Annotated in this window: 18 protein-coding genes; 10 read left to right on the plus strand and 8 right to left on the minus strand. The window is 64.3% G+C overall.

The annotated features are described in order from the left end of the window. Positions 1 to 95: 95 nt before the first annotated feature. On the plus strand, positions 96 to 848 hold the full coding sequence (locus EA798_RS08225) for a sulfite exporter TauE/SafE family protein (protein WP_122098611.1): 753 nt from the start codon (positions 96 to 98) through the stop codon (positions 846 to 848). 4 nt (positions 849 to 852) lie between these two features. Here EA798_RS08225 and chrA read toward each other — a convergent pair whose 3' ends face one another. Next, positions 853 to 2,073 (minus strand): chromate efflux transporter, encoded by a 1,221-nt coding sequence (gene chrA / locus EA798_RS08230; RefSeq protein WP_122098612.1) that lies wholly within the window; start codon positions 2,071 to 2,073, stop codon positions 853 to 855. A 38-nt stretch (positions 2,074 to 2,111) separates the two neighbouring features. After that, positions 2,112 to 3,092, minus strand: coding sequence for a DUF1853 family protein (locus EA798_RS08235; protein WP_122098682.1), 981 nt, complete (start codon positions 3,090 to 3,092; stop codon positions 2,112 to 2,114). Positions 3,093 to 3,318: 226 nt separating this feature from the next. Here EA798_RS08235 and EA798_RS08240 point away from each other — a divergent pair, with 226 nt between their 5' ends. From EA798_RS08240 to EA798_RS08275, 8 genes are all read left to right on the plus strand, one after another. After that, positions 3,319 to 4,206 carry an NAD(+) kinase gene (locus EA798_RS08240; RefSeq protein ID WP_003280695.1) on the plus strand — a complete coding sequence of 296 codons (888 nt, stop codon included), beginning with the start codon at positions 3,319 to 3,321 and terminating at the stop codon, positions 4,204 to 4,206. After that, positions 4,206 to 5,174, plus strand: a complete 969-nt coding sequence (locus EA798_RS08245; protein WP_122098613.1) for a metallophosphoesterase — start codon at positions 4,206 to 4,208, stop codon at positions 5,172 to 5,174. Before EA798_RS08240 ends, EA798_RS08245 begins: the two co-directional genes overlap by 1 nt. Then, positions 5,171 to 6,034: a rhomboid family intramembrane serine protease gene (locus tag EA798_RS08250; RefSeq protein ID WP_122098614.1), complete on the plus strand. Its 864-nt coding sequence runs from the start codon at positions 5,171 to 5,173 to the stop codon at positions 6,032 to 6,034. The genes EA798_RS08245 and EA798_RS08250 overlap by 4 nt, the downstream gene beginning before the upstream one ends. A 68-nt stretch (positions 6,035 to 6,102) precedes the next feature. Continuing rightward, the gene (locus EA798_RS08255; protein ID WP_003280698.1) at positions 6,103 to 6,381 is read left to right on the plus strand and encodes a YeaC family protein; all 279 of its coding nucleotides are present in this window, start codon (positions 6,103 to 6,105) and stop codon (positions 6,379 to 6,381) included. Then, positions 6,381 to 7,214, plus strand: a complete 834-nt coding sequence (locus EA798_RS08260; protein ID WP_003280700.1) for a DUF2797 domain-containing protein — start codon at positions 6,381 to 6,383, stop codon at positions 7,212 to 7,214. The genes EA798_RS08255 and EA798_RS08260 overlap by 1 nt, the downstream gene beginning before the upstream one ends. Before the next feature lie 226 nt (positions 7,215 to 7,440). Then, the gene (gene pepN, locus EA798_RS08265; RefSeq protein ID WP_122098615.1) at positions 7,441 to 10,101 is read left to right on the plus strand and encodes an aminopeptidase N; all 2,661 of its coding nucleotides are present in this window, start codon (positions 7,441 to 7,443) and stop codon (positions 10,099 to 10,101) included. A 316-nt stretch (positions 10,102 to 10,417) separates the two neighbouring features. After that, the gene (locus EA798_RS08270; protein WP_420849517.1) at positions 10,418 to 11,509 is read left to right on the plus strand and encodes a WD40/YVTN/BNR-like repeat-containing protein; all 1,092 of its coding nucleotides are present in this window, start codon (positions 10,418 to 10,420) and stop codon (positions 11,507 to 11,509) included. A gap of 16 nt (positions 11,510 to 11,525) precedes the next feature. Continuing rightward, positions 11,526 to 13,880: an efflux RND transporter permease subunit gene (locus EA798_RS08275; protein ID WP_106158466.1), complete on the plus strand. Its 2,355-nt coding sequence runs from the start codon at positions 11,526 to 11,528 to the stop codon at positions 13,878 to 13,880. 85 nt (positions 13,881 to 13,965) lie between these two features. Here EA798_RS08275 and cobA read toward each other — a convergent pair whose 3' ends face one another. The 4 genes from cobA to nirB are packed head-to-tail and all read right to left on the minus strand — an operon-like array spanning position 13,966 to position 20,281. Continuing rightward, entirely contained in the window at positions 13,966 to 14,703 is a 738-nt protein-coding gene (cobA, locus tag EA798_RS08280) for a uroporphyrinogen-III C-methyltransferase (RefSeq protein ID WP_122098616.1), read from the minus strand. A 25-nt stretch (positions 14,704 to 14,728) separates the two neighbouring features. After that, the gene (locus tag EA798_RS08285; protein ID WP_122098617.1) at positions 14,729 to 17,434 is read right to left on the minus strand and encodes a nitrate reductase; all 2,706 of its coding nucleotides are present in this window, start codon (positions 17,432 to 17,434) and stop codon (positions 14,729 to 14,731) included. A 42-nt stretch (positions 17,435 to 17,476) separates the two neighbouring features. After that, entirely contained in the window at positions 17,477 to 17,806 is a 330-nt protein-coding gene (gene nirD / locus EA798_RS08290) for a nitrite reductase small subunit NirD (protein ID WP_043297066.1), read from the minus strand. 24 nt (positions 17,807 to 17,830) lie between these two features. After that, on the minus strand, positions 17,831 to 20,281 hold the full coding sequence (nirB, locus tag EA798_RS08295) for a nitrite reductase large subunit NirB (RefSeq protein ID WP_122098618.1): 2,451 nt from the start codon (positions 20,279 to 20,281) through the stop codon (positions 17,831 to 17,833). Positions 20,282 to 20,769: 488 nt separating this feature from the next. Here nirB and EA798_RS08300 point away from each other — a divergent pair, with 488 nt between their 5' ends. After that, on the plus strand, positions 20,770 to 21,078 hold the full coding sequence (locus EA798_RS08300; RefSeq protein ID WP_015276770.1) for a hypothetical protein: 309 nt from the start codon (positions 20,770 to 20,772) through the stop codon (positions 21,076 to 21,078). Between the two features lie 3 nt (positions 21,079 to 21,081). Here the strand turns inward: EA798_RS08300 and EA798_RS08305 are convergent, their stop codons facing one another. Together EA798_RS08305 and EA798_RS08310 are read right to left on the minus strand one after the other, a co-directional pair. Next, the gene (locus tag EA798_RS08305; RefSeq protein WP_122098619.1) at positions 21,082 to 22,755 is read right to left on the minus strand and encodes a bifunctional protein-serine/threonine kinase/phosphatase; all 1,674 of its coding nucleotides are present in this window, start codon (positions 22,753 to 22,755) and stop codon (positions 21,082 to 21,084) included. 67 nt (positions 22,756 to 22,822) lie between these two features. After that, positions 22,823 to 24,034: a nitrate/nitrite transporter gene (locus tag EA798_RS08310; RefSeq protein WP_122098620.1), complete on the minus strand. Its 1,212-nt coding sequence runs from the start codon at positions 24,032 to 24,034 to the stop codon at positions 22,823 to 22,825. Between the last annotated feature and the right edge of the window lie 243 nt (positions 24,035 to 24,277).

Here is a 24,277-nt window from a genome sequence, read left to right on the forward strand (position 1 = left end):
TTGCGGTTTTCGCAAAGCCATTGTGCGCGGCTATGCGTACCGGTGCCAGCCATGGCGGCGTAGCATAGGCGCCTCATTGACGCTGGAGCGGACGCATGTTGCTGGATATCGGATTGAACGTGCTGCTGGGGCTGGCGTTAGGCACCCTCGGCGGGTTGTTCGGTATCGGTGGTGGATTGATCGCGATACCCGTGCTGGGGGTGCTGTTCGGTCTGGACCAGCAACTGGCGCAGGGCACCGCGCTGGTGATGGTCGTACCCAACGTACTGCTCGCCATCTGGCGCTACCACCAGCGTAATCGCATCGACTGGCGCAATGCCGTTGCGCTTGGCAGCACCAGTTTCCTCTTTGCAATCCTCGGTGCGGCCGTTGCGGTGTCGCTGGATGCCGGACGCATGCGCATGGCGTTCGTCGGTTTTCTTCTGGCATTGGCCGCATACACCTTGCTGCGCGTATTCCGGCGTCCGGCGCCGGGCGACGGTCAGCTACGCCATCCCTGGCCCTGGCTCAGCCTGCTCGGTGCAGGTGCCGGCGCCGCCGGCGGGTTGTTCGGCGTGGGTGGCGCGGTCATCGCCACGCCGATTCTGACCAGCGTATTCGGCGCCTCGCAGGTGGTTGCCCAGGGGCTCTCGCTGGCATTGGCAGCACCAAGTACCGGCGTCACGCTGGTCACCTATGCGCTGCATGGTCAGGTCAACTGGCTGCTGGGGGTTCCGCTGGCGGCCGGTGGGCTGCTCAGCATCAGCCTCGGCGTCAGGCTCGCGCATGCTCTGCCTGAACGGTTGTTGCGGTTGCTGTTCAGCCTGTTCCTGGTGGCCAGCGCCGTGCTGCTGGCGCTGGAAAGCTGATCGGTCAGACCAGCAACGCGAGCGCCCAGCCACCGAAGGCTCCGCTGACCACCACCAGCCATGGCGGCAGCTTCCAGTACATCAGCCCGGCAAGCGCGAGAAGGGCGAGAAGAAAGTGTTCCGGCGCCTTGATCGCACTGGTCCAGACAGGGTCGTACAGCGCGGCCAGCAGCAGGCCGACCACGGCGGCATTCACCCCAGCCAGAGCCGCCTGGGTACGTCGATTGCTGCGCAGCTTTTCCCAGAACGGCAGCACCCCGATCACCAGCAGGAACGAGGGCACGAAGACTGCCGCCAGACACAGCGCAGCTCCCAGCCAGCCACTGGGGCCGACATTCATCGAGGCACCGAGAAAGGCCGCGAAGGTGAACAGCGGCCCAGGTACCGCCTGTGCAGCGCCGTAACCGGCGAGGAATGAATCGTTGTCCACCCAGCCGGGCGGCACCACCTCCGCCTGCAGCAATGGCAGCACCACATGACCGCCGCCGAACACCAGCGCGCCGGTGCGATAGAACGCATCGACCTGGGCCAGAGCCTGGTTGCCCGTGCCGCTGGCGAGCAGCGGGAGCAGGGCGAGCAGTGCGAAAAACGACGCCAAGGCTATCAACGCCATCCGTATTGTCACGCTCACCGGCACAGCTACATGCTCCGCGCTGGCGACTGGACGAAAGATCAACAGTCCGAGCAGACCAGCGACGAGGATCACGCCAACCTGACTCCAGATGAAGGGAAGCAGCAACACGGCGCTCGCGGCCGCCAGGGTGATGGCTACGCGTGGCCCGTCCGTGCAAAGCGTGCGTGCCATGCCCCACACAGCTTGAGCAACCACTGCCACGGCGACGATTTTCAGGCCCTGTAGAAAGCCGTTCGGCAGTGCATCACCCCACCGCGCGATGCCCAGCGCAAATAGCGTCAGGGCAACCGCTGAGGGCAGGGTAAATCCGGCCCAGGCGGCAAGCGAACCCCGATAGCCCCCGCGCAGCAGGCCGACCGCCAGGCCAACCTGGCTGCTGGCTGGGCCGGGGAGGAACTGACACAGGGCGACCAGATCGGCATAGCTGCGTTCGTCGAGCCAACGGCGGTGCTGGACGAACTCGGCGCGGAAATAGCCGAGATGGGCCACCGGCCCGCCAAAGGAAGTCAGGCCGAGGCGAAGAAACACCAGAAAGATGGTCCAGGCGCCAAATCGGCTATCTGCCGTATCGTGGTGGGATTCGTTAGGCATGGGGTTCTGAAAAGTGCAGGGACGAGTCGGGCGGCATTCTATCCGCTGAACATGTCAGGCAGGTGACGTTCAGGCGTCGCTGCGCCGTTGCGCGGCCAATCATCCGCAACCAGAAAAAGCCGCTCCTGCTCCAGCCAGACGCCGGTCGCATCCGCTTCCAGCCGTGCCAGCAGTTGCGCCCGTGCCTGCGCCGGGTTGCCCGCGAGCCAATCGGCGTAGCGGCTTGCGTCCCACAAGTCAGCAGGTGCGATGCGCGCCGGTGCCAGCCAGGCGGCACGGTCAATGGGCTGCCAGACCGAGTCGGGCGAACTCGCAGCGAAGCCCGGCCAGTCGGCCTGGCGCAACCATCGCCCGTGCAGATGGAGTGGATTCGCACCGCGCGGTGGTTTGCAGCCCTGGGGCCACGGCTGGAACAGATAGCCGCCTAGCCAGAAGCTGCTCTGTACGGCGCGCCCGGTCAGTTCCGCCAGTACGGCCAATGTCGCCGGTTGGCTACAGAGCGGCAGCTGATGCTCGCACAGGTGGGCCAGCTTGAGGTCGAGGCGGTCGTGGCTGCCCGGGCCGAGCCATTGCGCGTGCAGGCTGCCATCGCCTTGTCCGGTTCCAAGATAGAACTTCACCGCCAGCTCGAGGTGGTGCACGCCCTCGTCATCGCAGAACAACAGGTCCAGCTCACCCAGGGTGGTGCCGTTCTGGCGAACCGGTAGATTGGCTGCGAGCAACTGAATGCCCGGTGCCTGGGACAGCGCGTACTGCCATAGGCGTTCGTAATAGAGACCGAGTCGTCGGATGCTGTGCAGCGACAACCAGGCTTCGAGGATGGACGGATCGGCATCCTGCTGCTGCAGCCACGCTGCCAGCAACTCCGGCTCGCTGCTCCAGCGGCATGCGTGCAATGGATGGCGCTGGCGCTGCGGCGCTTCGCTCAACAAGGGCGGCGATAGAATCGTCCATGCAAGATCGCGCACCTGCGGATGCTGGAGACGGCGGGGTAGGTCGGCAAGACTGCGAAGGCTCATGGATGCAGCATAGCCGTCGGTTTGCTGATGGTCTGGCGTTTCGCCGATAATCCGCTGCCGCTGCCGCTGCCGCTGAACACCGCCGCCGCTCGGGCGCTCTAACGCCTGTTGGTGGAATGCAGGCTGGCGCCGATCGCTGATCGTCACGTTGCCAGCGCGCTGCATGGTACTTTTCGAGCGTTGCGACTGTCCGCAACCATCCGCCCAGCCACACCAGGGAACGTCAATGGAGCAATTCCGCAATATCGGCATCATCGGCCGCCTGGGTAGCTCCCAGGTGCTGGATACCATCCGCCGGCTGAAGCGATTTCTCGTCGAACGCCATCTGCATGTGATTCTCGAAGAGAACATCGCCGAGGTGCTGCCCGGCCATGGCATGCAGACTTCTTCAAGGCAGCGCCTGGGCGAATCCTGCGACCTGGTGATCGTGGTTGGCGGTGACGGCAGCCTGCTCGGCGCGGCCCGCGCGATGGCCAAGCACCGGGTGCCGGTACTCGGCATCAACCGTGGCAGCCTCGGCTTTCTCACCGACATCCGCCCGGATGAGCTGGAAGAGAAAGTCGCCGAAGTGCTCAACGGCCAGTACACCCTGGAAAATCGCTTTCTGCTCGAAGCCCAGGCACGCCGCTTCGACGAGCCGATCGGCGAGGGCGATGCGCTCAACGATGTGGTGCTGCACCCGGGTAAATCCACGCGCATGATCGAGTTCGAGCTGTACATCGACGGCCAGTTCGTCTGCAGCCAGAAGGCCGACGGCCTGATCGTGGCGACGCCGACCGGTTCCACCGCCTACTCGCTGTCGGCGGGCGGGCCGATCATGCATCCGCGGCTGGACGCCATCGTCGTCGTGCCCATGTACCCGCACACCCTGTCGAGCCGTCCCATCGTGGTCGATGGCAACAGCGAGCTGAAGATCGTGGTGTCGCCGAACATGCAGATCTATCCGCAGGTGTCCTGCGACGGCCAGAACCACTTCACCTGCGCGCCGGGCGACACCGTGACGGTGCGCAAGAAGCCGCAGAAGCTGCACCTGATTCACCCGCTGGACCACAACTACTACGAAGTCTGTCGGACCAAGCTGGGCTGGGGCAGCCGCCTCGGCGGGGGCGATTGATGCAGCTTGATCCCGAACGCGGCTACGACCTGATTGGTGATGTGCATGGCTGCGGTCGTGCACTGGCGCGTCTGCTGGACACCCTCGGCTATCGTCTGGAAGGCGGTGTCTGGCGCCATTCGCGGCGGCAGGTGATCTTCCTCGGTGACATCATCGACCGCGGCCCGCATATCCGTGAGGCGCTGCACCTGGTCTACGACATGGTCGACCGTGGGCAGGCCCACTGCATCATGGGTAATCACGAGTTCAATGCGCTGGGCTGGTACATGCCGGCACCGCCGGGCAGCGGCCGCGACTTCGTCCGCGAGCATTCGCCGCGTTTTGCCCGCTTGCTGCAGGAAACCTTCCAGCAGTTCGAACACTACCCAGAGGAATGGAAAGCCTTTCGCAATTGGTTCTACGGCTTGCCGCTGTTTCTCGAAACCGATCGCTTCCGCGTCGTGCACGCCTGCTGGGATAGCAGCGTGATCGCACGCCTGCGCCCGTTTCTCAACGACGCCTGCATCAATCCGGCGATCCTGCGCGAGGCTGGCCTGCCGGGGACCTTCATCTGCCAGGCGCTGGATCGCCTGCTGCGCGGCACCGATATGCCGCTGCCCGAGGGGATGACCCTGACCAGTGAGGAAGGCTTCGTACGCACCTTCTTCCGCACCAAGTTCTGGGAAGAGAACCCGCAGACCTACGGTGACGTGGTGTTCCAGCCCGACGGCCTGCCGGACCATGCGGCGCGCATGCCCTTGTCGCAACAGCAGAAGAATCGGCTGTTTCTCTACGGCCCGGACGAACCGTTGCTGTTCGTCGGTCACTACTGGCGTCGCGGCCGTCCCGGGCCGCTTCGCGACAACCTGGCCTGCCTGGACTACAGCGCGGTGAAGAACGGCAAGCTGGTGGCCTATCGACTGGATCGCGAAACCCGGCTGGACCCGGCCAAGTTCGTCTGGGTCGATGTGCAGGCGGTGTTCCAGTGAGCGTCTCGGTGGCCGAAGCGTTGCGCCTGCCTTTGACGGAGGACCTCAGCGGCTTCATCGCCCTATTGCGTCGCCTGCGGGTGCCGTGCCGGGTCTCGGAGGAGGGCGATCAACAGGTGTTGCGCGTGCCGGTTGAGGTCGTCGAGCAGGTTCGCGACCTGTACGCACGGCATCCCCATGGCGATGACAGTGTCGTCCTCGAACAACCCCGGCGCCGCGGCGGCGGTTTCGTCGCCGCCCTGCGTGCCAGCCCGCTGACCGCGGCAATATTGGTCATCACCCTGGTCGTCGCGGCCATCACCCTGCTCGGTGAGAATTTCGCGACGATCCGCTGGCTGAACTTCGTCGACTTCCGGGTCGATGGTGAATACGCCTATTTCACCTCGCTGGAGCAGACGCTCGCGGCCGGCCATTGGTGGCGGCTGATCACGCCGATCTTCGTGCACTTCGGCATCCTGCATCTGGCGATGAACAGCATGTGGTTCTGGGAGCTGGGGCGGCGCATCGAGGCCCTTCAGCGCGCCTGGATGCTGTTGGCGCTGACGTTGCTGTTCGGTCTGGTGTCCAACTTCGCCCAGTACCTGTTCGGTGGGCCGGGCATCTTCGGTGGCCTGTCCGGCGTGCTCTACGGCCTGCTCGGGCATTGCTGGCTCTATCAGAAGCTTGCCCCCAACGAGGCCTACCGGCTGCCACCCGGCGTGGTCGTGCTGATGCTGGTGTGGCTGGTGATCTGCCTCACCGGCGTCATCGAGGTGCTCAGCTCCGGCGCGCTGGCCATTGCCAACGCGGCGCATGTCGGCGGCCTTGTCGCAGGCTGCGTGACCGGCGTGATAGGCGGCACCCTGGCGCGGCGCCGCTAGCGGGCCGCGCTTTTCCCTAAAGCGCCACAGCCCGGTAGAATGGCCGCTCGTTTCCCTCGGAGCTGGCCATGTCGACCTTTATCCAAACTGCCGAAAACATCACCCCGGAAATCTACCAGAGCCTCAAGCAGGCCCTCGAACTCGGCAAATGGGCTGACGGCCGCAAGCTGACCCCCGAGCAGAAGGAAACCTGCATGCAGGCAGTGATTGCCTGGGAACTGAAGAACCTCCCGGAAGAGCAGCGCACCGGCTTCATGGGCGGTCAGGAATGTGCTTCCAAGAGCAAGAAAGCCGAGCCGGCCATCGATACCAGCCTGTTCGCTCCCGCTTCGGGAACTCGCCACTGATGCTCGAACTGGGACGCGGTGCGCTGAGCAAGATGTCGATCCAGCTGGGCGCACCGGCGCAGTATTCCTTCTGCCTGAACGACGAACGGGTGCCGGTCAATCCGCTGATCGGCAAGACCCTGCGTCTGGAATACCTCGGCGCCATCAACTGCACCCATTGCGGTCGCAAGACCAACAAGAGCTTCAGTCAGGGTTACTGCTATCCCTGCTTCAAGAAGCTGCCGCAGTGCGATGTCTGCATCATGAGCCCGGAAAAATGCCACCACGATTTCGGCACCTGCCGCGATCCGCAGTGGGGCATGGATTTCTGCATGACCGACCATGTGGTCTACCTGGCCAACTCGTCGGGCATCAAGGTCGGGATCACACGTGCCACGCAGCTGCCGACGCGCTGGCTCGACCAGGGTGCCAGCCAGGCGCTGCCGATCATGCGCGTCGCCACGCGCCAGCAGTCCGGCATGGTCGAAGACCTGCTGCGCAGCCAGGTGGCCGATCGCACCAACTGGCGCGCGCTGCTCAAGGGCGATGCCGATCCCATCGATCTGGTCGAGATGCGCGAGCAGATCTTCGACGCCTGTGCCGATGGCCTGCGCGAGTTGCAACAGCGCTACGGGCTGCAGGCGATCCAGCCGGTTGCCGATGCCGAGGTGCTGGAGATTCGCTATCCCGTGGAGGCCTATCCGACCAAGGTGGTCAGCCTCGATCTGGAGAAGACGCCAGTGGTCGAAGGTACGCTCAGGGGCATCAAGGGCCAGTACCTGATTCTCGACACGGGCGTGATCAATATCCGCAAGTTCACCGCTTATCAGGTCGCCGCCAGCGCTACGGCTTAGGGTGGATAACGCTTCGCTTATCCACCGATTGTCGCCGCCCGCCAACCGCAGGCTCAGGGATGAACAGCCGGGGAAATATCGCGCGCAAAAGCCTGCGCCGTTTTCCACCCTACAAGTCCGCAGCGACAGACGCTAAGCTCGAACTCATCCGCAGCCCGTAGGGGCTGCAATCCATCGCTCATTTCGCTTGAAGCTAGTTGCTTGAAGCTCAGCCGTCGAGGTTTCCATGCGCACCGAACAACCGAAAGTCATTCATCTGAAGGATTACCAGGCCCCTGAGTACCTGATCGATGAAACCCACCTGACCTTCGAGCTGTACGAGGACCGCACCCTGGTCCACGCCCAGCTGGTGATGCGCCGCAATCCCGAGCGCCCGGCCGGCAAGCTGCCGCCGCTGGAACTGCACGGCCAGGAACTCGAGCTGCTGTCCATCGCGCTGAACGACCGCGCGCTGGGCGCAGGCGACTACCAGCTCAGCGAAGACTGCCTGACCCTGCAGCCGGACAGCGAAAGCTTCGTCATCGACAGCTCGGTGGTGATCCATCCGGAAACCAACACCGCGCTGGAAGGGCTGTACAAGTCCGGCAGCATGTTCTGCACCCAGTGCGAGGCCGAGGGCTTCCGCAAGATCACCTATTACCTCGACCGCCCGGACGTGATGAGCAAGTTCACCACTACGGTGAGCGCCGAACAGAAGGCCTATCCGGTGCTGCTCTCCAACGGCAACCCGATCGCCAGCGGCAGCGAGGACAACGGCCGCCACTGGGCGACCTGGGAAGACCCGTTCAAGAAGCCGGCCTATCTGTTCGCCCTGGTGGCGGGTGACCTCTGGGCTATCGAGGACAGCTTCACCACCATGAGCGGGCGCAACGTGGCGCTGCGCATCTACGTCGAGCCGGAGAACGTCGACAAATGCCAGCACGCCATGGACAGCCTGAAGAAGTCGATGAAGTGGGACGAGGAGGCCTACGGTCGCGAATACGACCTGGACATCTTCATGATCGTTGCGGTCAACGACTTCAACATGGGCGCCATGGAGAACAAGGGCCTCAACATCTTCAACTCCAGCGCCGTGCTGGCCCGCGCCGAAACCGCTACCGATGCCGCGCACCAGCGCGTCGAGGCCATCGTCGCCCACGAGTATTTCCACAACTGGTCGGGCAACCGCGTGACCTGCCGCGACTGGTTCCAGCTGTCGCTCAAGGAAGGCTTCACCGTCTTCCGCGATTCGCAGTTCAGCGCCGACATGAACTCGGCGACGGTCAAGCGCATCGAGGACGTCGCCTACCTGCGTACCCACCAGTTCGCCGAGGATGCCGGCCCCATGGCCCACTCGGTTCGCCCGGAATCCTTTATCGAGATTTCCAACTTCTACACCCTGACCGTTTACGAGAAGGGTGCCGAAGTGGTGCGCATGATCCAGACGCTGCTGGGCGAAGAGGGCTTCCGCAAGGGCAGCGACCTCTATTTCGAGCGCCATGACGGCCAGGCCGTGACGGTCGATGATTTCGTCAAGGCGATGGAAGACGCCAACGGTGCGGACCTGACCCAGTTCAAGCGCTGGTACAGCCAGTCCGGCACACCGCGCCTGGCCGTCAGCGAGCGATACGACGAGTCGGCGAAGAGCTACAGTCTGACCTTCCGCCAGAGCTGCCCGCCGACACCGGGCCAGCCGACCAAGGAGCCGTTTGTGATCCCGGTGGCGCTGGGCCTGCTCGCCGCCGATGGTTCGGACATGCCGCTGCGTCTGGACGGTGAAGCCACCGCCGTCGGGACCAGCCGCGTGCTGGCGGTGACCGAAGCCGAACAGACCTTCACCTTCATCGACGTCGCCGAGCGTCCGCAACCATCGCTGCTGCGTGGCTTCTCCGCGCCGGTAAAGCTGGACTATCCGTACAACCGCGACCAGCTGATGTTCCTCATGCAGCACGACTCCGATGGCTTCAACCGTTGGGAAGCGGGTCAGCAGTTGTCGGTGCAGGTGTTGCAAGAGCTGATCGGCCAGCATCAGCGTGGTGAGGCGCTGGCGATGGACGAGCGCCTGATCACGGCGCTGCGCACCTTGCTGCAGAACGACGAACTGGACGCGGCGATGGTTGCCGAGATGCTCTCGCTGCCGGGGGAGGCCTACCTGGCTGAAATCAGCGAAGTGGCGGACGTGGATGCGATACACGCGGCGCGCGAGTTTGCCCGCAAGCGCATCGCCGACGCGTTGTTCGAGCCGCTGTGGCAACGCTACCAGGCCAATCGCGAAACCTCGCGCAGCACGCCCTACGTAGCCTCGGCCGAGCATTTTGCCCGGCGCGCCCTGCAGAACATCGCCCTGTCGTACCTGATGCTGAGCGAGCAATCGGAGGTCGTCGCAGCCTGTCTGGAGCAGTTCGAGCAGGCCGACAACATGACCGAGCGCCTGACCGCGCTTGCGGTGCTGGTCAATTCGCCGTTCGAGGCGGAGCGTGACAAGGCGCTGCAGACGTTCGCCGAGCACTTCAAGGACAACCCGCTGGTCATGGATCAGTGGTTCAGCGTGCAGGCCGGTAACCCGTTGCCCGGCGGTCTGGAGCGGGTGCAGACGCTGATGCAGCACCCGGCGTTCACCCTGAAGAACCCGAACAAGGTGCGCGCGCTGATCGGTGCCTTCGCCAACCAGAACCTGGTGAACTTCCACCGGGCCGATGGCGCAGGCTATCGCTTCCTTGCCGATCAGGTGATCACCCTCAACGCCCTGAACCCGCAGATCGCGTCGCGCCTGCTGGCTCCGCTGACCCGCTGGCGCAAGTATGACAGCGCGCGCCAGGCGCTGATGAAGGGCGAGCTGGAGCGCATTCTTGCGTCCGGCGAGCTGTCCAGCGACGTCTACGAAGTGGTGAGCAAAAGCCTCGCCTGATTCCACAAGGCCGATCGTGCAATGCGATCGGCCTTTCTTTGCCTGGAGCCTGTACCCCGGCTGCTTTCCACGATAACAACCGTCCAGCGTATCGTGACCATCCGCTGGCACTCCGCGTCCGATCGTCACTTCCACGGCCGGAAGGCCAAGCGCCATACTGGCCACTGGCCCGATCAGCCTGGGTGATCACGCGTCAATCATTGCGTGAGAGTTAACAATTCATAACGTCCGGCCAATTGTGCCTGTCTGCGTAAGCTGGCTAGGATGGCCGAGCCTGCACATCAGGCCTTACCTAATAAGAATAAAGGGGGTATGTATGAGTGAGCCCGTTCTGCGGCGCACACTATCCGGCCGCGCCAAGGTTGCAAACCAGGCGAGGGCGTCGCGTTTTCACTCATCGGTTGCCGGCATGCTTTCGCTATGCGGCACGTTCTCGCTCCTGCTGCTTGCGGCATCGGCGCCTGCTCAGGCCGCTGCCGATGGCCAGATCCGCTATTCGATCGAGTCGGCCAAGGCCGCTTCCAATCTTCTGCTCGATATCACTCAGGCCGGTGAGCGCATCGTTGCGGCGGGTGATCGGGGCCACATTCTCTTTTCTGACGACGAAGGCAACAGCTGGTCCCAGGCCAAGGTGCCGACCCGTCAGCTGCTGACGGCCATTGATTTCATTGATGACAAGCACGGCTGGGCGGTCGGCCACGACGCTCTGGTGCTGAACACCATCGACGGTGGTGAGAGTTGGGCCGTGCAGTACGAGGAGCGCGAGCGCGAGGCGCCGTTGCTCGACGTCTGGTTCGAAGATTCACAGCACGGCATCGCAGTCGGTGCCTACGGCGCACTGATCGAAACCATCGACGGCGGCCAGAGCTGGGATGACATCAGCGATCGGCTCGACAACGAAGACGGTTTCCACCTCAACGCCATTACCTACATCGAAGGCTCCGGCCTGTTCGTGGTCGGCGAAATGGGCGGCATGTTCCGTTCCGCCGACATGGGGGAGACCTGGGAACGGGTCGAATCGCCATATCAGGGCTCGTTCTTCGGTGTGGTGAGCGGCTCGGAACCGGGCGTGGTGATCGCCTTCGGCCTGCGCGGCCACCTGTTCCGCTCCGCTGATTTCGGCGACAGCTGGCAGGCCATCGAACTCAGCAACGGCAACGGCCAGGCGCTGGAGTCCGGTCTGGCCGATGGCAGCCTGTTGCGCGATGGTCGCATCGCGGTGGTTGGCCATGGCGGAGCCGTGCTCACCAGCGACGATCAGGGCCGCAGCTTCAAACTCGTCAACCGTCCCGACCGCCGCTCGCTGTCGGGCGTTACCTCCGATTCCCAAGGCAACCTGATCCTGGTAGGGCAGGGTGGTGTTCGCATCGCCTCGCCATCGGGCGCGGATCTGGCCCCAAAACAATAAAGCCGGGAGAGTCTGCATGACCAAGCACCAACAGAAGCCGGCGTCGTTCCTCGAGCGCCTGATCTTCAACAACCGGCCGGCGGTAGTCGTCCTCTGCCTGCTGATCAGCGCGTTCCTGTTCTACCAGGCGGCCCAGGTTCGGCCGCAGACCAGCTTCGAGAAGATGATTCCGCTGGGGCATCCCTATATCCAGAAGATGCTCGAGCACCAGAACGACCTGGCCAACCTCGGCAACACCGTGCGGATATCCGTGGAAGCGGTGGAAGGCGACATCTTCTCCAAGGAATACATGGAGACGTTGCGGCAGATCCACGACGAGGTGTTCTACATCCACGGCGTCGACCGTTCCAACATGAAGTCGTTGTGGAGCCCCAGCGTGCGCTGGACCGAGGTCACCGAGGAAGGCTTCGCCGGTGGCGAGGTGATTCCGCAGACCTATGACGGCTCGCCCGAAAGCCTCGAGGACCTGCGCGACAACATCCTCAAGTCCGGGCAGATCGGCCGCCTGGTGGCGAACAACTTCAAGTCGAGCATCATTGACGTACCGCTGCTCGAGTCCTACCCGGACCCGGAAGACCAGAGCCGGCAGATCAAACTGGATTACCAGAAGTTCTCTCACGAGCTGGAAGAAAAGATCCGCGAGAAGTACCAGGCGCAGAACCCGAACGTGAAGGTGCACATCATCGGCTTCGCCAAGAAGGTCGGTGATCTGATTGACGGGCTGGTCGGCGTGGCGCTGTTCTTCATCGTCGCCATCGGCATCACCTTCGTGCTGCTGCTGTGGTTCACCCGTTGCCTGAAGAGCACCATTGCGGTGCTGATTACCACGCTGATTGCCGTGACCTGGCAGCTTGGCCTGTTGCATACCCTCGGCTTCGGGCTCGACCCGTACTCGATGCTGGTGCCGTTCCTGGTGTTCGCCATTGGTATTTCCCACGGCGTGCAGAAGATCAACGGCATTGCCATGGCATCCGGCTACACCGAAGATCCGGTGACGGCGGCGCGCATGGCGTTCCGTCAGCTGTTCATCCCTGGCATGGTGGCGTTGCTGTCGGATGCGGTGGGTTTCGTCACCCTGCTGCTGATTGATATCGGCGTGATCCGCGAGCTGGCCATCGGGGCGTCGCTGGGTGTGGCGGTCATCATCCTGACCAACCTGATTCTGTTGCCGGTGGCGATCTCCTACATGGGTATCAGCCAGCGGGCGATCAAGCAGGCCCGCGAAGAGGCCTCGCGCGATCATCCGTTCTGGCGCGCACTGTCGAATTTCGCCAGCCCCAAAGTGGCGCCGATCTCCATCACCATCGCGGTGGTCGCGCTGGCGGGTGGTCTCTGGTACGGGCAGAACCTGAAGATCGGCGACCTCGATCAGGGCGCGCCGGAACTGCATCCGGATTCGCGTTACAACCTGGACAACGACTTCGTCATTCGCAACTACTCGACCAGTTCCGACGTGCTGGTAGTGATGGTCAAGACCGCACCGGAAGGCTGTTCGCACTACGACACGCTCGCCGCCATGGACGAGCTGATGTGGAAGATGCAGAACACCGAGGGCGTGCAGTCGGCGGTGTCGATGGTTTCGGTCGCGCGCCAGGGCATCAAGGGCATGAACGAGGGCAGCCTGAAATGGGAAACGCTGTCGCGTAACCAGCATGTGTTGAACAACTCCATCGCCCGCGCCGAAGGCATGTACAACAGCGACTGCTCGCTGGCGCCGGTACTGGTGTTCCTCAACGACCACAAGGCCGAGACGCTGGAACACGTGGTCGCCGCGGCGAAGGATTTCGCCGAGGAAAACAACCGCGAAGGACTGGAGTTCGTGCTGGCAGCGGGCAACGCCGGTATCGAGGCAGCCACCAATGAGGTGATCGCCGCGTCAGAAACCACCATGCTGATCGCCGTCTACCTGGCGGTGAGCATCATGTGCCTGCTGACATTCCGCTCGCTGGCTGCCACGCTCTGCGTGATCCTGCCGCTGGTGCTGACCTCGATTCTTGGCAACGCCCTGATGGCCTTCATGGGCGTCGGCGTCAAGGTGGCAACGCTGCCGGTAATCGCGCTGGGCGTGGGTATCGGTGTGGACTACGGCATCTACATTTACAGTCGCCTGGAATCCTTCCTGCGCCAGGGCATGACCCTGCAGGAAGCCTACTACCAGACCCTGAAATCCACCGGCAAGGCGGTGATCTTCACTGGCGTGTGCCTGGCGATCGGTGTGGTGACCTGGGTGTTCTCGGCGATCAAGTTCCAGGCCGACATGGGCATGATGCTGACCTTCATGTTCCTCTGGAACATGGTCGGCGCGATCTGGCTGCTGCCGGCCCTGGCCCGCTTCCTGATCAAGCCGGAAAAGCTGCGCCAGAAGGCGTAATGTTCGTGCGGTAAGGAAAAACGCGGCCCTGGGGCCGCGTTTTTTTATGGTGGATCGTTTTTCTCTTCGCAGGTCGCCTGATTGATCAGGCACTCTGGCTTATGGCTTCCACCACCGTCTGCGCCGCGACTTCGCCGATCACCAGGATGGCCGGACTCTTCAGCTTGAAGGTCAAGGCATCGCGGCACATGGTGGCCAGGCTCGAACGGCATTCACGTTGCTGGGGCAGCGAGGCGTTCTCGATCATCGCCACCGGCGTGCTGGCGTGCATCCCGCCATCCAGCAGCCCGGCCTGGACCTGTTCCAGCTTGCTTACGCCCATGTACACCACCAGCGTGGTGCCGCTTTTGGCCAGCGCCTGCCATTCGAGGCTGCTGTCATCCTGGGTGTGCGCGGTGACCAGAGTGACGCCGCGGGCGACGCCGCGCTGGGTCAGCGAGATGCCGCATTGCGTGGCACCGGCCAGGCCGGCGGTGATGCCGTTGACCAGCTCGACCTCGATGCCGCGCGCCGACAGCCATTCGGCCTCCTCGCCGCCACGGCCGAAGATGCACGGGTCGCCACCCTTGAGGCGCACCACGCACTTGCCCTGGCGGGCGTAGCGCAGCATCAGGCGGTGGATGAAGGCCTGCGGCGTGGAACGGCAGCCGCCGCGCTTGCCCACCGGGATGATGCGAGCGTTCGGGCAGTGGTCGAGTACGGCGGGGTTGACCAGATCATCGATCATCACCACCTGTGCCTCGCCCAGCGCGCGCACGGCCTTGAGGGTCAGCAGTTCCGGGTCGCCAGGGCCGGCGCCTACCAGCCAGACTTTTGCGCTCATGGGGTAATCCTCGTCTTGGTTGGTATCAGAGAAGTGCGCGTTCCGGCTGGTGGGCCAGCAGGCGCTTGAGTTCGGGCACGCAGGAGCCACAGCTGGTGCCGCAGCCGAGTTCCTGCTTGAGGCCGGCCAGATCGAGACCGCGCTCGATGCCTGCACGGACCCTGCTCTGGCTGACGTTCATGCAGTTGCACAGGGTGCGGTCGGTGTTGATCGTCGCGCCGCCAGGCGGCGCGCTGAGGGGCGCCAGCAGCCAGCGACGCAGTTCGGCGTCGGCACTGCCGCTTTCCCAGAGGCCGCGCAGCCACTGCCGGGCGGCGGTCTCGCCGGCCAGGCGCAGGGCGACGATGCAACCGTCCTCGATGCGTACGCGCTTGCCGACTGCACGACGCGGGTCGTCATAGGCCAGCACCGGGCCGTCGTCGAGGCCGAGCAGGCGGTCGATGGCATCCAGTTCGGCAGCGGTTGGCGCCACGTCCCGGGCGGCGCGGATCAGCAATGCCGAACGCTCGCGACCACCGGGGCTGAAGCTTGCGTAGTCGAACGTTTCGAACAAGGGCCGCAGCGCCTCGAAGCGTCGCTGCACATCGCCTTCAACCAGCGCGAAGAATTGCCAGGGCAGTTCGACCTGCTCCACTTCGATGCCGGCGTGCTTGAGTTCAGGCTGCTTCGACAAAGGGTCGACGCTGGCCAGGGTAAGCACGTTGCAGCCCAGCCCCTTGAGAAAGCGATCGCCCCAGTGCATCGGCAGGAAGGCCTGGCCGGCGCGCAGGCTGCCATCCTTCTGCACCGGCAGGATCAGGCTGCCGCGCCGGCTCTTCACCTTCACCAGCTGGCCGTCCAGCAGGCGCCGGCGACGCATGTCCTCGGCATTCATGCCGAGCAGTGCTTCCTCGACATGGCCGAACAGCCGCGCCGCGGTGCCGGTGCGGCTCATGCCGTGCCACTGATCACGCAGCCGGCCGGTATTGAGCGTCAGCGGATAGCGCGCTTCGCGCTTTTCCTTCGGCGCCTGGTAGTGCTCGGCGATGAAGCGCGCGCGGCCATTGGCAGTGGGGAACACACCGTCGCCATACAGCCGCGCGGTGCCCTGTTCGCTACCCGGCGGAAACGGCCATTGTTGCGGACCGAGGGTATCGATCAGTACGTAGCTCAGGCCGCTGTAGTCCAGATCGCGGGCGGCGGTGAGCGGCTTGTACTCCTCAAACAGCGCTTCGGCATTCTCGAACGCGAACAGGCTCGGCTTGCCGGGACGCAGGCGGCGTTCCAGGCGTCGGGCGAAATCGCAGGTGATCGCCCAGTCGGCTCGGGCTTCGCCGGGCGCCGGCACGGCGCGGCGCACATGGCTGATACGGCGCTCGGAGTTGGTCACCGTGCCTTCCTTCTCGCCCCAGCTCGCGGCCGGCAGCAGAAGGTCGGCGTAGCGGCAGGTTTCGGTGGTGAAGAAGGCTTCCTGCACCACGACGAAGGGGCAGGCGGCCAGGGCCTCATGGACGTTCTGCTGGTCCGGCAGCGACTGCGCCGGGTTGGTGCAGGCGATCCACAGCGCCTTGATCTTGCCGGCGCGCACCGCCTCGAACAGCTCGATGGCGGACAGTCCAGGCTGCTTGGGCAGCTGCTCGGCACCCCAATAGGCCGCGACTTCGGCGCGGTGTTCGGCATTGGCTGCGTCGCGGTGGCCGGGCAGGAGGTTGGACAGGCTGCCGGTTTCGCGGCCGCCCATGGCGTTCGGTTGACCGGTGAGCGAGAAAGGCCCGGCGCCCGGCTTGCCGATCTGTCCGGTGGCCAGGTGCAGGTTGATCAGCGCGCTGTTCTTGGCGCTGCCGGCGGTAGACTGATTCAGCCCCATGCACCACAGGGAGAGGAAGGCTGGCGCGCTTCCAATCAGCCGTGCGCAGGTTTGCAGATCATCTACCGAGATGCCGCAGAGGTCGGCGACCATCGCCGGGGTGTAGTCGCGCACCAGGCTTTTCAGCGCATCGAAGCCTTCGGTATGCGCATCGATGAAGCGGCGGTCGATCCAGCCTTCCCACATTAGGATATGCAGCAGGCCGTGGAACAGCGCGACATCGGTGCCGGGCAGGATCGGCAGGTGCAGATCGGCCAACTCGCTGGTGTCGGTGCGCCGCGGGTCGACGACGATGATGGTCATCTCCGGCCGCTTCGCCTTGGCCTCTTCCAGGCGGCGGAACAGCACCGGATGCGCGTAGGCCATGTTGCTGCCGGCGATCAGCAGGCAATCAGCCTGCTCGATGTCTTCGTAGGAGCAGGGCGGGGCGTCGGCGCCCAGGCTGCGCTTGTAGCCGACCACCGCCGAGGACATGCACAGCCGCGAGTTGGAATCTAGGTTGTTGGTGCCGACCAGGGCGCGGGCCAGTTTGTTGAAGGCGTAGTAGTCCTCGGTCAGCAGCTGGCCGGAGACATAGAAGGCGACGCTGTCCGGCCCGTGTTCGCGGATGGTCTCCGCGAATACGCTGGCCGCATGCTCCAGCGCACTGTCCCAGTCGGTGCGGCCGCGGGCCAGGCCCTTGCCCAGACGCAGCTCGGGATAAAGCGCGCGAGCGTCGAGGTCGCCGGTCAGGTGCAGGGTCGAGCCTTTGCTGCACAGCTTGCCGAAGTTGGCCGGATGGCTGGGGTCGCCAGCCACATCGAGGATGCGTTCGCCGTCGTGCTCGATCAGCACGCCACAGCCGACTCCGCAGTAGCAGCAGGTCGAGGCGGTTGTCATACGCATGGCGTCGTCTCCTGGGAAAAGGTGCTGGTCAACTGCGGTGTGTCAGGCCGCGCATTCCTTGCGCGGGTTCAGCGAAAGCTGCACGCGCCCGTTCTCGACGCGTGCCTCGTGGCGATGGGCGCAGCCGACGTCCGGCGCCAAGGCCTCGCCGCTGGCCAGATCGATCTGCCAGTTGTGCAACGGGCAGGCGACCTGCTTGCCGTACACGATCCCTTGCGACAGCGGCCCGCCCTTGTGTGGGCAGCGGTCGTCGAGGGCAAAGACCTGATCGTCGGAGGTGCGGAAGATCGCGATATCGCCCTTGGGGCCGGCGATGATGCGCGAGCCGAGCGGGTTGATCTCATCCAGTGCGCAGATATCGAGCCAGTTCATGCGGTGTTTCTCCAGATCGGGTTCTCAGGCGTTTTCCAGCTGCTTGACGGCGATGCGGTCGAATTCCTTCTTCAGCTGCGGCTTGGAGAGCTGCTCCTGCCACGGGTCCTGCTCGAAGGAAAGCGAGAACAACAACCGCTGGTGCAGCGCCTTGCGTCGCTCGGCGTCGTTCAACACGGCCTTCTTAATGTGATCCATGCCGACGCGCTGCAGGTAGTGCACGGTGCGCTCGAGGTAGAAGGCTTCCTCGCGGTAGAGCTGGAGGAACGCCAGGCTGTATTCCATGACCTCCCCGGCGCTCTTCACCTTGACAAAGAACTCACCGGCCTCGGTCTTGATGCCGCCGTTGCCGCCGATGTACAGCTCCCAGCCGGAGTCCACACCGATGATGCCGACGTCCTTGATGCCGGATTCGGCGCAGTTGCGCGGGCAGCCGGAGACGGCCAGCTTGACCTTGTGCGGCGACCACATGTTGAACAGCGCGTGTTCCAGGTCGATGCCCATCTGCGTCGAGTTCTGCGTGCCGAAGCGGCAGAACTCGCTGCCGACGCAGGTCTTCACGGTGCGGATGGATTTGCCGTAGGCGTGGCCGGAAGGCATGTCCAGGTCTTTCCAGACACCCGGCAGGTCTTCCTTGCGGATACCCAGCAGGTCGATGCGCTGGCCGCCGGTGACCTTGACCATCGGCACCTGGTACTTGTCCGCCACGTCGGCGATGCGTCGCAGCTCGGCGGCATTGGTGACGCCACCCCACATCCGCGGCACCACGGAGTAGGTGCCATCCTTCTGGATGTTGGCGTGGGCGCGCTCGTTGATGAAACGTGACTGCGGGTCGTCCTTGGCCTCGCCCGGCCAGGTGGAGATCAGGTAGTAGTTCAGCGCCGGACGGCAGGTGGCGCAGCCGTTCGGCGTGCGCCATTCCATGAAGGCCATGGCCGCCGGGATGCTGATCAGGTGGTGCTCGCGAATGGCCTTGCGCACCTGACCGTGGTTGAGGTCGCTACAGCCGCAGATGGCTTTTTCGCTCTTCGGCTTGACGTCGGCGGCGCCACCCACGGTGTTGATCAGAATCTGCTCGACCAGGCCGGCACAGGAGCCGCAGGAACTGGCGGCCTTGGTGTGCTTTTTCACCTCGTCCACCGAGAACAGCCCGTGTTCCTGAATCGCCTTGACGATGGTGCCCTTGCACACCCCGTTGCAGCCGCAGACCTCCATGTCGTCCGGCATCGACATGGCCTTGCTCTGGCCCTGATGGCCGGCATCGCCGATGGCGCCCTCGCCGAACATCAGATGGTCGCGTATCTGGCCCACGTTCTGGCCCTCGCGTACCTGGCGGAAGTACCAGCCGCCATCGGCGGTGTCGCCGTACAGGCAGGCGCCGACCAGTACGTCGTCCTTGATCACCAGCTTCTTGTACACACCGCCGATGGGGTCGGAGAGGGTGATGGTTTCGGTGCCGTCGCCGCCGATGAAATCGCCGGCCGAGAACAGGTCGATGCCGGTGACCTTGAGCTTGGTGGAGGTCACCGAACCCAGGTAGCGGGAGAAGCCGAGCATGGCCAGATGGTTGGCGCAGACCTTGGCCTGTTCGAACAGCGGTGCGACCAGGCCATAGGCCGTGCCGCGATGGTTGGCGCATTCGCCGACGGCATAGATGCGCGGGTCGTAGGTCTGCAGGGTGTCGTTGACCAGAATGCCGCGATTGCACGGGATACCGGCCTGTTCGGCCAGTTCACTGTTGGGGCGGATGCCGGCGGCCATCACCACCAGGTCGGCGGGGATCACCTCACCGTCCTTGAACTTGACCGCGCAGACCCGGCCTTCGCCGTTGTCGAGCAGTTCGGCGGTGTGCTTGGGCAGGAAAAACTTCAGGCCGCGGCTTTCCAGCGCGCTCTGCAGCAGGGTGCCGGCGGTCTTGTCCAGCTGCCGCTCCATCAGCCAGTCGCCGATATGCACCACGGTGACGTCCATGCCGCGCAGCTTGAGGCCGTTGGCCGCTTCCAGGCCGAGCAGGCCGCCACCGATGACCACCGCGTGTTTGTGGGTCTTGGCGGTTTCCATCATCACCTGGGTGTCGGCGATGTCGCGGTAGCCGATTACGCCCTGCAGGTCCTTGCCGGGAATCGGCAGGATGAACGGATTGGAACCGGTGGCGATGAGCAGACGGTCGTATTCGGCCTCGCTGCCGTCATCGGCAATGACCCGGCGACGGGCGCGGTCGATCTTCACCACCTTGCGGTTGAGCATGAGGTGGATGCCATTCTCGGCGTACCAGTTGAGGTCGTTGAGCACGATCTCTTCGAACTGCTGCTCGCCGGCCAGCACGGGGGAGAGCAGGATGCGGTTGTAGTTGGGATGCGGCTCGGCGCCGAACACCGTGATGTCGTAGAGCTCGTTGGTGAGCTTGAGCAGCTCTTCGAGGGTTCGCACGCCGGCCATGCCGTTGCCGATCATCACCAGTTTGAGTTTCTTCATACCCGTTCTCCGTGCCAGTCGATGTGTGCCGTCCGGCCTGCTCAAAATTTTCAACAACAAAAAAGGCGTCCCACCGGTTACCCAGTGAGGACGCCTTTGTCCGTGTCCCGCTCTGTCGGGAGACCTGCCGCTCCACGTTGAGGGTCAGGTCGAAATGATTCTTCAAGGTTCTGCTTTGCAGAGGCTATGCCAACTCGCCAATACACCGGTTTTCAAGGGCTTGAGCGCTTGCAGTGGATCTGTTGGGGTCGATCGTTGCACTGATATGCAGCGGCTTGCGCCCTGATGGTGCGAAGCACCCTGGAGGCGACTCCAAAAACGCCGTTGACAGGTTGCGGCCAGCTTTCTAAAGTTTCGCCCATGCGCCGATTTAGTCAGCTACTTGCGGGGCGCCTGGAGCCGATGGCTTCGAAATACCGCTAAAGCGCTGGTTCCGGTGTCGCCTCCCACCGCTGCCCAGCGGAATCCTCGAGGCGGAAGTTGAATTGATGAACGCAAAGCACGCCCAGTTGCGCCTGGCCCCGATCACCAGCGGCCTGCACCCCAGCAATCCGAAAATCCTTCTTGGTGGTACTCACCAACCGTCCCTGTTGCGCTACCTCGAAGGGTGGCCACGACGTCATCGCAAATCCCGCGCCCTGCTTATCCAGTTCGCTACGGCCGACGAGTCGCTGGCACGTTTCGCCACCGACAGCTTCGATCTCGCCGTCATTCAGGCACCGACCGCTGAGCGCCTGGAAGAATGCGTGCGCGAGCTGACCCGGGTGGCGCGCCAGGGGTTGATTACCCGTCGCTGAGCGTCACGCACCTTTTATCACCAGCATGATCAGTAGCAGGTTGAGCAGCAGCGACAACAGCGCCATGCCGCGCCAGACCTTCAGTGGCTCCCGTTCGAGCAGCGGGCGTGGTCGGAGACTGGCGCTGCGCTGTTCGCCCTGTTCCAGCTCAAGCAGCCATTGCTCGGCGGTTTCGAAGCGCTGCCGTGGATCGACCGCCACCGCGCGGCCAAGACTTTCCTCCAGCCAGGTCGGCAGGTCCGGGCGATAGCGGCTGGCCGGTGTCGGATTGCCGAAACGCGGACGCTGGAAGGCTTCGATCTCGCCGTACGGGTAGTGCCCGGTCAGCAGGTAATAGAGTGTCACGCCGGTCGCATAGAGATCCTGCGCTGCGCTGGGTTCGGCCCCTGTGAATGCCTCCGGGGCAATGAAACTCGGGGTTCCGGGCAGGTGATTGGGTAGATCGCGAGTCAGCCCGGGGCAGAACGCCAGGCCGAAATCCAGGATACGCAGCTCGCCGTCCTCACCCAGCAGCAGGTTTTCCGGCTTGATGTCGCGGTGCAGGATGTTGCGCCGATGCAGCATGCCGACCGCGCGGATCAGCCGGGACGCGACCTGTAGCAGATCGGCCAGTGGCAGCGGGCCGTCTCGTTCGAAGCGTCGCGCCAGGGTCGTCCCGCTGTATTCGCGCTGCACGTAATAGAGGTGTTGGCGTGCTGGCAGCGGATGCAGTTCGGCGAAGTTGCGCCCGGCGACCCGGCGCATGAACCACTCTTCCTGCAGCAACGCCGGCCCGGCGTCCGCCTCGTCCTGTCGGCTGGGTGGCAGCGTCTTCAGCAGCCAGGCCTGGCCCTGGGCATCCAGTACGCGGTAGATCAGTGACTGTCGCGACTCGTGCAGCAGTGCATTCACCTGCCAGCCCTCGAACAGCTGGCCGGGGCGCAGCTTCGGCGGCAATGGCCAATGATCGAGTTGGGCGAGGGCGTCGGCCAGCACCGCTTCGGGCAGCGCATCCACTCGTAGCAGCAGAGCGCTGGCGTTGTCCTGGCTGCCGCTCTGGTGCGCCAGATTGACCAGCGCCCGTGCTGCGGCGCCGAGGTCAGGCTGATCGTGCAGGATATGCGCGATGTCGCGCTCGGGGACGCACGACCAGACGCCGTCGCTGAGCAGCAGGTAGCTTTCGCCTTCCTGCAGCTCGCCGTCGAGGTAGTCCATCACCAGGTGTTGATCCAGCCCCAGCGCACGCTTGAGCACATGCTGCATGCCCGACTGTTCCCAGACATGGTCTTCGCTGAGCCGCTCGAGCTGAGTGCCGTTCCAGCGATAGGCGCGGCAGTCGCCGACGTGGGCCAGGGTGAAGCGGCGACCGCGCAGCACCAGCGCGGTGAGGGTGGTCAACAGCGGCTGGCTACCACCGTTGGCCTGCAGCCAGCGGTTGTGCGCCACCAGCACACGATCCAGCGACTGCGCGACGGCCCAGGTCTCCGGCGTCGCGTAATAGTCGAAGGCCAGCGCCTGCAAGGTCGCGCGGGCCGCCAGCCCGCCATCGGCGCACTGGCTGACGCCATCGGCCAGGGCGAACAGATAGCCCTTGCCAGTCGCCAGCCCAGGCGCCGGGGTGACGATGCGTATCGCATCCTGATTTTCCGGGCGCGGTCCGGCGGCGCTGGCCTCGCCATAGCTCAATCGCAGGGGCATGGTCGCTCTCGAATGATTGCGTACTGCAGCAGAGCAATATTCGCGCCCTGCAGGATCTGCGTGGGCATCACACCCGCGCCGCGGTCACTGCCGCCGAACCCCAGGTGGTGCGCCAGCGACGCTTGACGCCATGCAGGCCGAACCAGGCGAGCACACCGAGGCTGGCGAACAGCCAGAGGCCGAGCTGGTAATCGCCGGTGGACTGCTTGACCGCGCCCAGCCCGGCGGTGAGCAGGAAGCCACCGATACCGCCGGCCATGCCGACCAGCCCGGTCATCACGCCGATTTCCTTGTTGAAACGCTGCGGCACCAGCTGGAACACCGCACCATTGCCGGCGCCCAGGCTGAGCATGGCGACCACGAACAGCGCCAGCGCAGCCGTGGAACTGGGCAGGTTGAAGCCAACCGCGGCGATACAGATGGCAGCGACCGTGTACATCACCAGCAGCGCGCGAATGCCGCCGATGCGGTCGGCCAGGGCGCCGCCGAGTGGACGCAGCAGGCTGCCGGCGAACACGCAGGCGGCGGTGTAATAGCCGGCCTTGACCGGGTCGAAGGCGTACTGGTCGTGGAAATAGCCGGGCAGGGTGCTGGCCAGGCCGAGGAAGCCGCCGAAGGTCACGCTGTAGAAGAACATGAACCACCAGCTGTCGCGGTCGCCCAGTGCCTTCATGTAGTCGGCCAGCGACTTCGGCGCCGGGCGGTTGGGCGCGTTCTTCGCCACGCTGGCGAAGATGACCAGCGTCAGCGCCAGCGGAATCAATGCCAGGCCGAACACATTGTTCCAGCCGAAGATCGCCGCCAGCACCGGCGCGAACAGCGCCGCCAGCACGGTGCCGGAGTTGCCCGCGCCGGCGATGCCCATGGCCTTGCCCTGATGCTCCGCCGGATACCACTGCGAGGCCAGCGGCAACGCCACGGCGAAGGACGCGCCAGCCATGCCGAGGAACAGGCCGAGCAGCAGCGCCTGCTCGTAGCTGTGGATGCCATGTAGCCAGGCGACGAACAGCGCGACGATGACAACGCTCTGGCCGAATAAGCCTGCGGTTTTCGGCGAGGTGCGATCGGCGAGGATACCCAGCACCAGGCGCAACACTGCGCCGGCAAGAATGGGCGTAGCGACCATCAAGGCGCGTTGCTGGGTGGTCAGCCCGAGATCGGCGGCGATCTGCACGCCGAGCGGGCCGAGTACGTACCAGACCATGAAACTCAGGTCGAAGTAGAGGAAGGAGGCAAACAGGGTCGGCGCATGGCCGGCTTTCCAGAAACTCGTGCTCATTGGATCGGCTCCAGGGCGTTCATGGTGCGGCGTTGGCCGCCAGGGCTGCTCATACCGCCCCGTCGTCGAGGCGGAAAACAAAAAGGCGCCGCAGCACGCCTGCCGGAGCAGGAGTGGTGCGACGCCTTTGTCGTGTTGTGCAGACCGCCGTTGGCCTGCCTGAAGGGGATCTAGCATCTAGCGTGCCAGTCGGCACAGGCCCCGCTTCAGGCGGGTCAGGCCGCGCCGGCAGCGAATCACGAC

Origin of the sequence: Pseudomonas songnenensis (genome assembly GCF_003696315.1) — a bacterium.
GTDB classification, from domain to species: domain Bacteria; phylum Pseudomonadota; class Gammaproteobacteria; order Pseudomonadales; family Pseudomonadaceae; genus Stutzerimonas; species Stutzerimonas songnenensis.

Bases quoted from the DNA above. Each gene is read 5' to 3' on its own strand.
- EA798_RS08235 (WP_122098682.1), bottom strand. From the start codon at position 3,092: ATGAGCCTTCGCAGTCTTGCCGACCTACCCCGCCGTCTCCAGCATCCG.
- EA798_RS08245 (WP_122098613.1), top strand. From the start codon at position 4,206: ATGCAGCTTGATCCCGAACGCGGCTACGACCTGATTGGTGATGTGCAT.
- nirD (WP_043297066.1), bottom strand. From the start codon at position 17,806: ATGAACTGGCTCGATATCTGCGCACTGGATGAGATCAACCCGCTCGGC.
- nirB (WP_122098618.1), bottom strand. From the start codon at position 20,281: ATGAAGAAACTCAAACTGGTGATGATCGGCAACGGCATGGCCGGCGTG.
- EA798_RS08255 (WP_003280698.1), top strand. From the start codon at position 6,103: ATGTCGACCTTTATCCAAACTGCCGAAAACATCACCCCGGAAATCTAC.
- EA798_RS08260 (WP_003280700.1), top strand. From the start codon at position 6,381: ATGCTCGAACTGGGACGCGGTGCGCTGAGCAAGATGTCGATCCAGCTG.
- chrA (WP_122098612.1), bottom strand. From the start codon at position 2,073: ATGCCTAACGAATCCCACCACGATACGGCAGATAGCCGATTTGGCGCC.
- EA798_RS08240 (WP_003280695.1), top strand. From the start codon at position 3,319: ATGGAGCAATTCCGCAATATCGGCATCATCGGCCGCCTGGGTAGCTCC.
- EA798_RS08285 (WP_122098617.1), bottom strand. From the start codon at position 17,434: ATGCGTATGACAACCGCCTCGACCTGCTGCTACTGCGGAGTCGGCTGT.
- cobA (WP_122098616.1), bottom strand. From the start codon at position 14,703: ATGAGCGCAAAAGTCTGGCTGGTAGGCGCCGGCCCTGGCGACCCGGAA.
- pepN (WP_122098615.1), top strand. From the start codon at position 7,441: ATGCGCACCGAACAACCGAAAGTCATTCATCTGAAGGATTACCAGGCC.
- EA798_RS08310 (WP_122098620.1), bottom strand. From the start codon at position 24,034: ATGAGCACGAGTTTCTGGAAAGCCGGCCATGCGCCGACCCTGTTTGCC.
- EA798_RS08225 (WP_122098611.1), top strand. From the start codon at position 96: ATGTTGCTGGATATCGGATTGAACGTGCTGCTGGGGCTGGCGTTAGGC.
- EA798_RS08270 (WP_420849517.1), top strand. From the start codon at position 10,418: ATGAGTGAGCCCGTTCTGCGGCGCACACTATCCGGCCGCGCCAAGGTT.
- EA798_RS08305 (WP_122098619.1), bottom strand. From the start codon at position 22,755: ATGCCCCTGCGATTGAGCTATGGCGAGGCCAGCGCCGCCGGACCGCGC.
- EA798_RS08300 (WP_015276770.1), top strand. From the start codon at position 20,770: ATGAACGCAAAGCACGCCCAGTTGCGCCTGGCCCCGATCACCAGCGGC.
- EA798_RS08275 (WP_106158466.1), top strand. From the start codon at position 11,526: ATGACCAAGCACCAACAGAAGCCGGCGTCGTTCCTCGAGCGCCTGATC.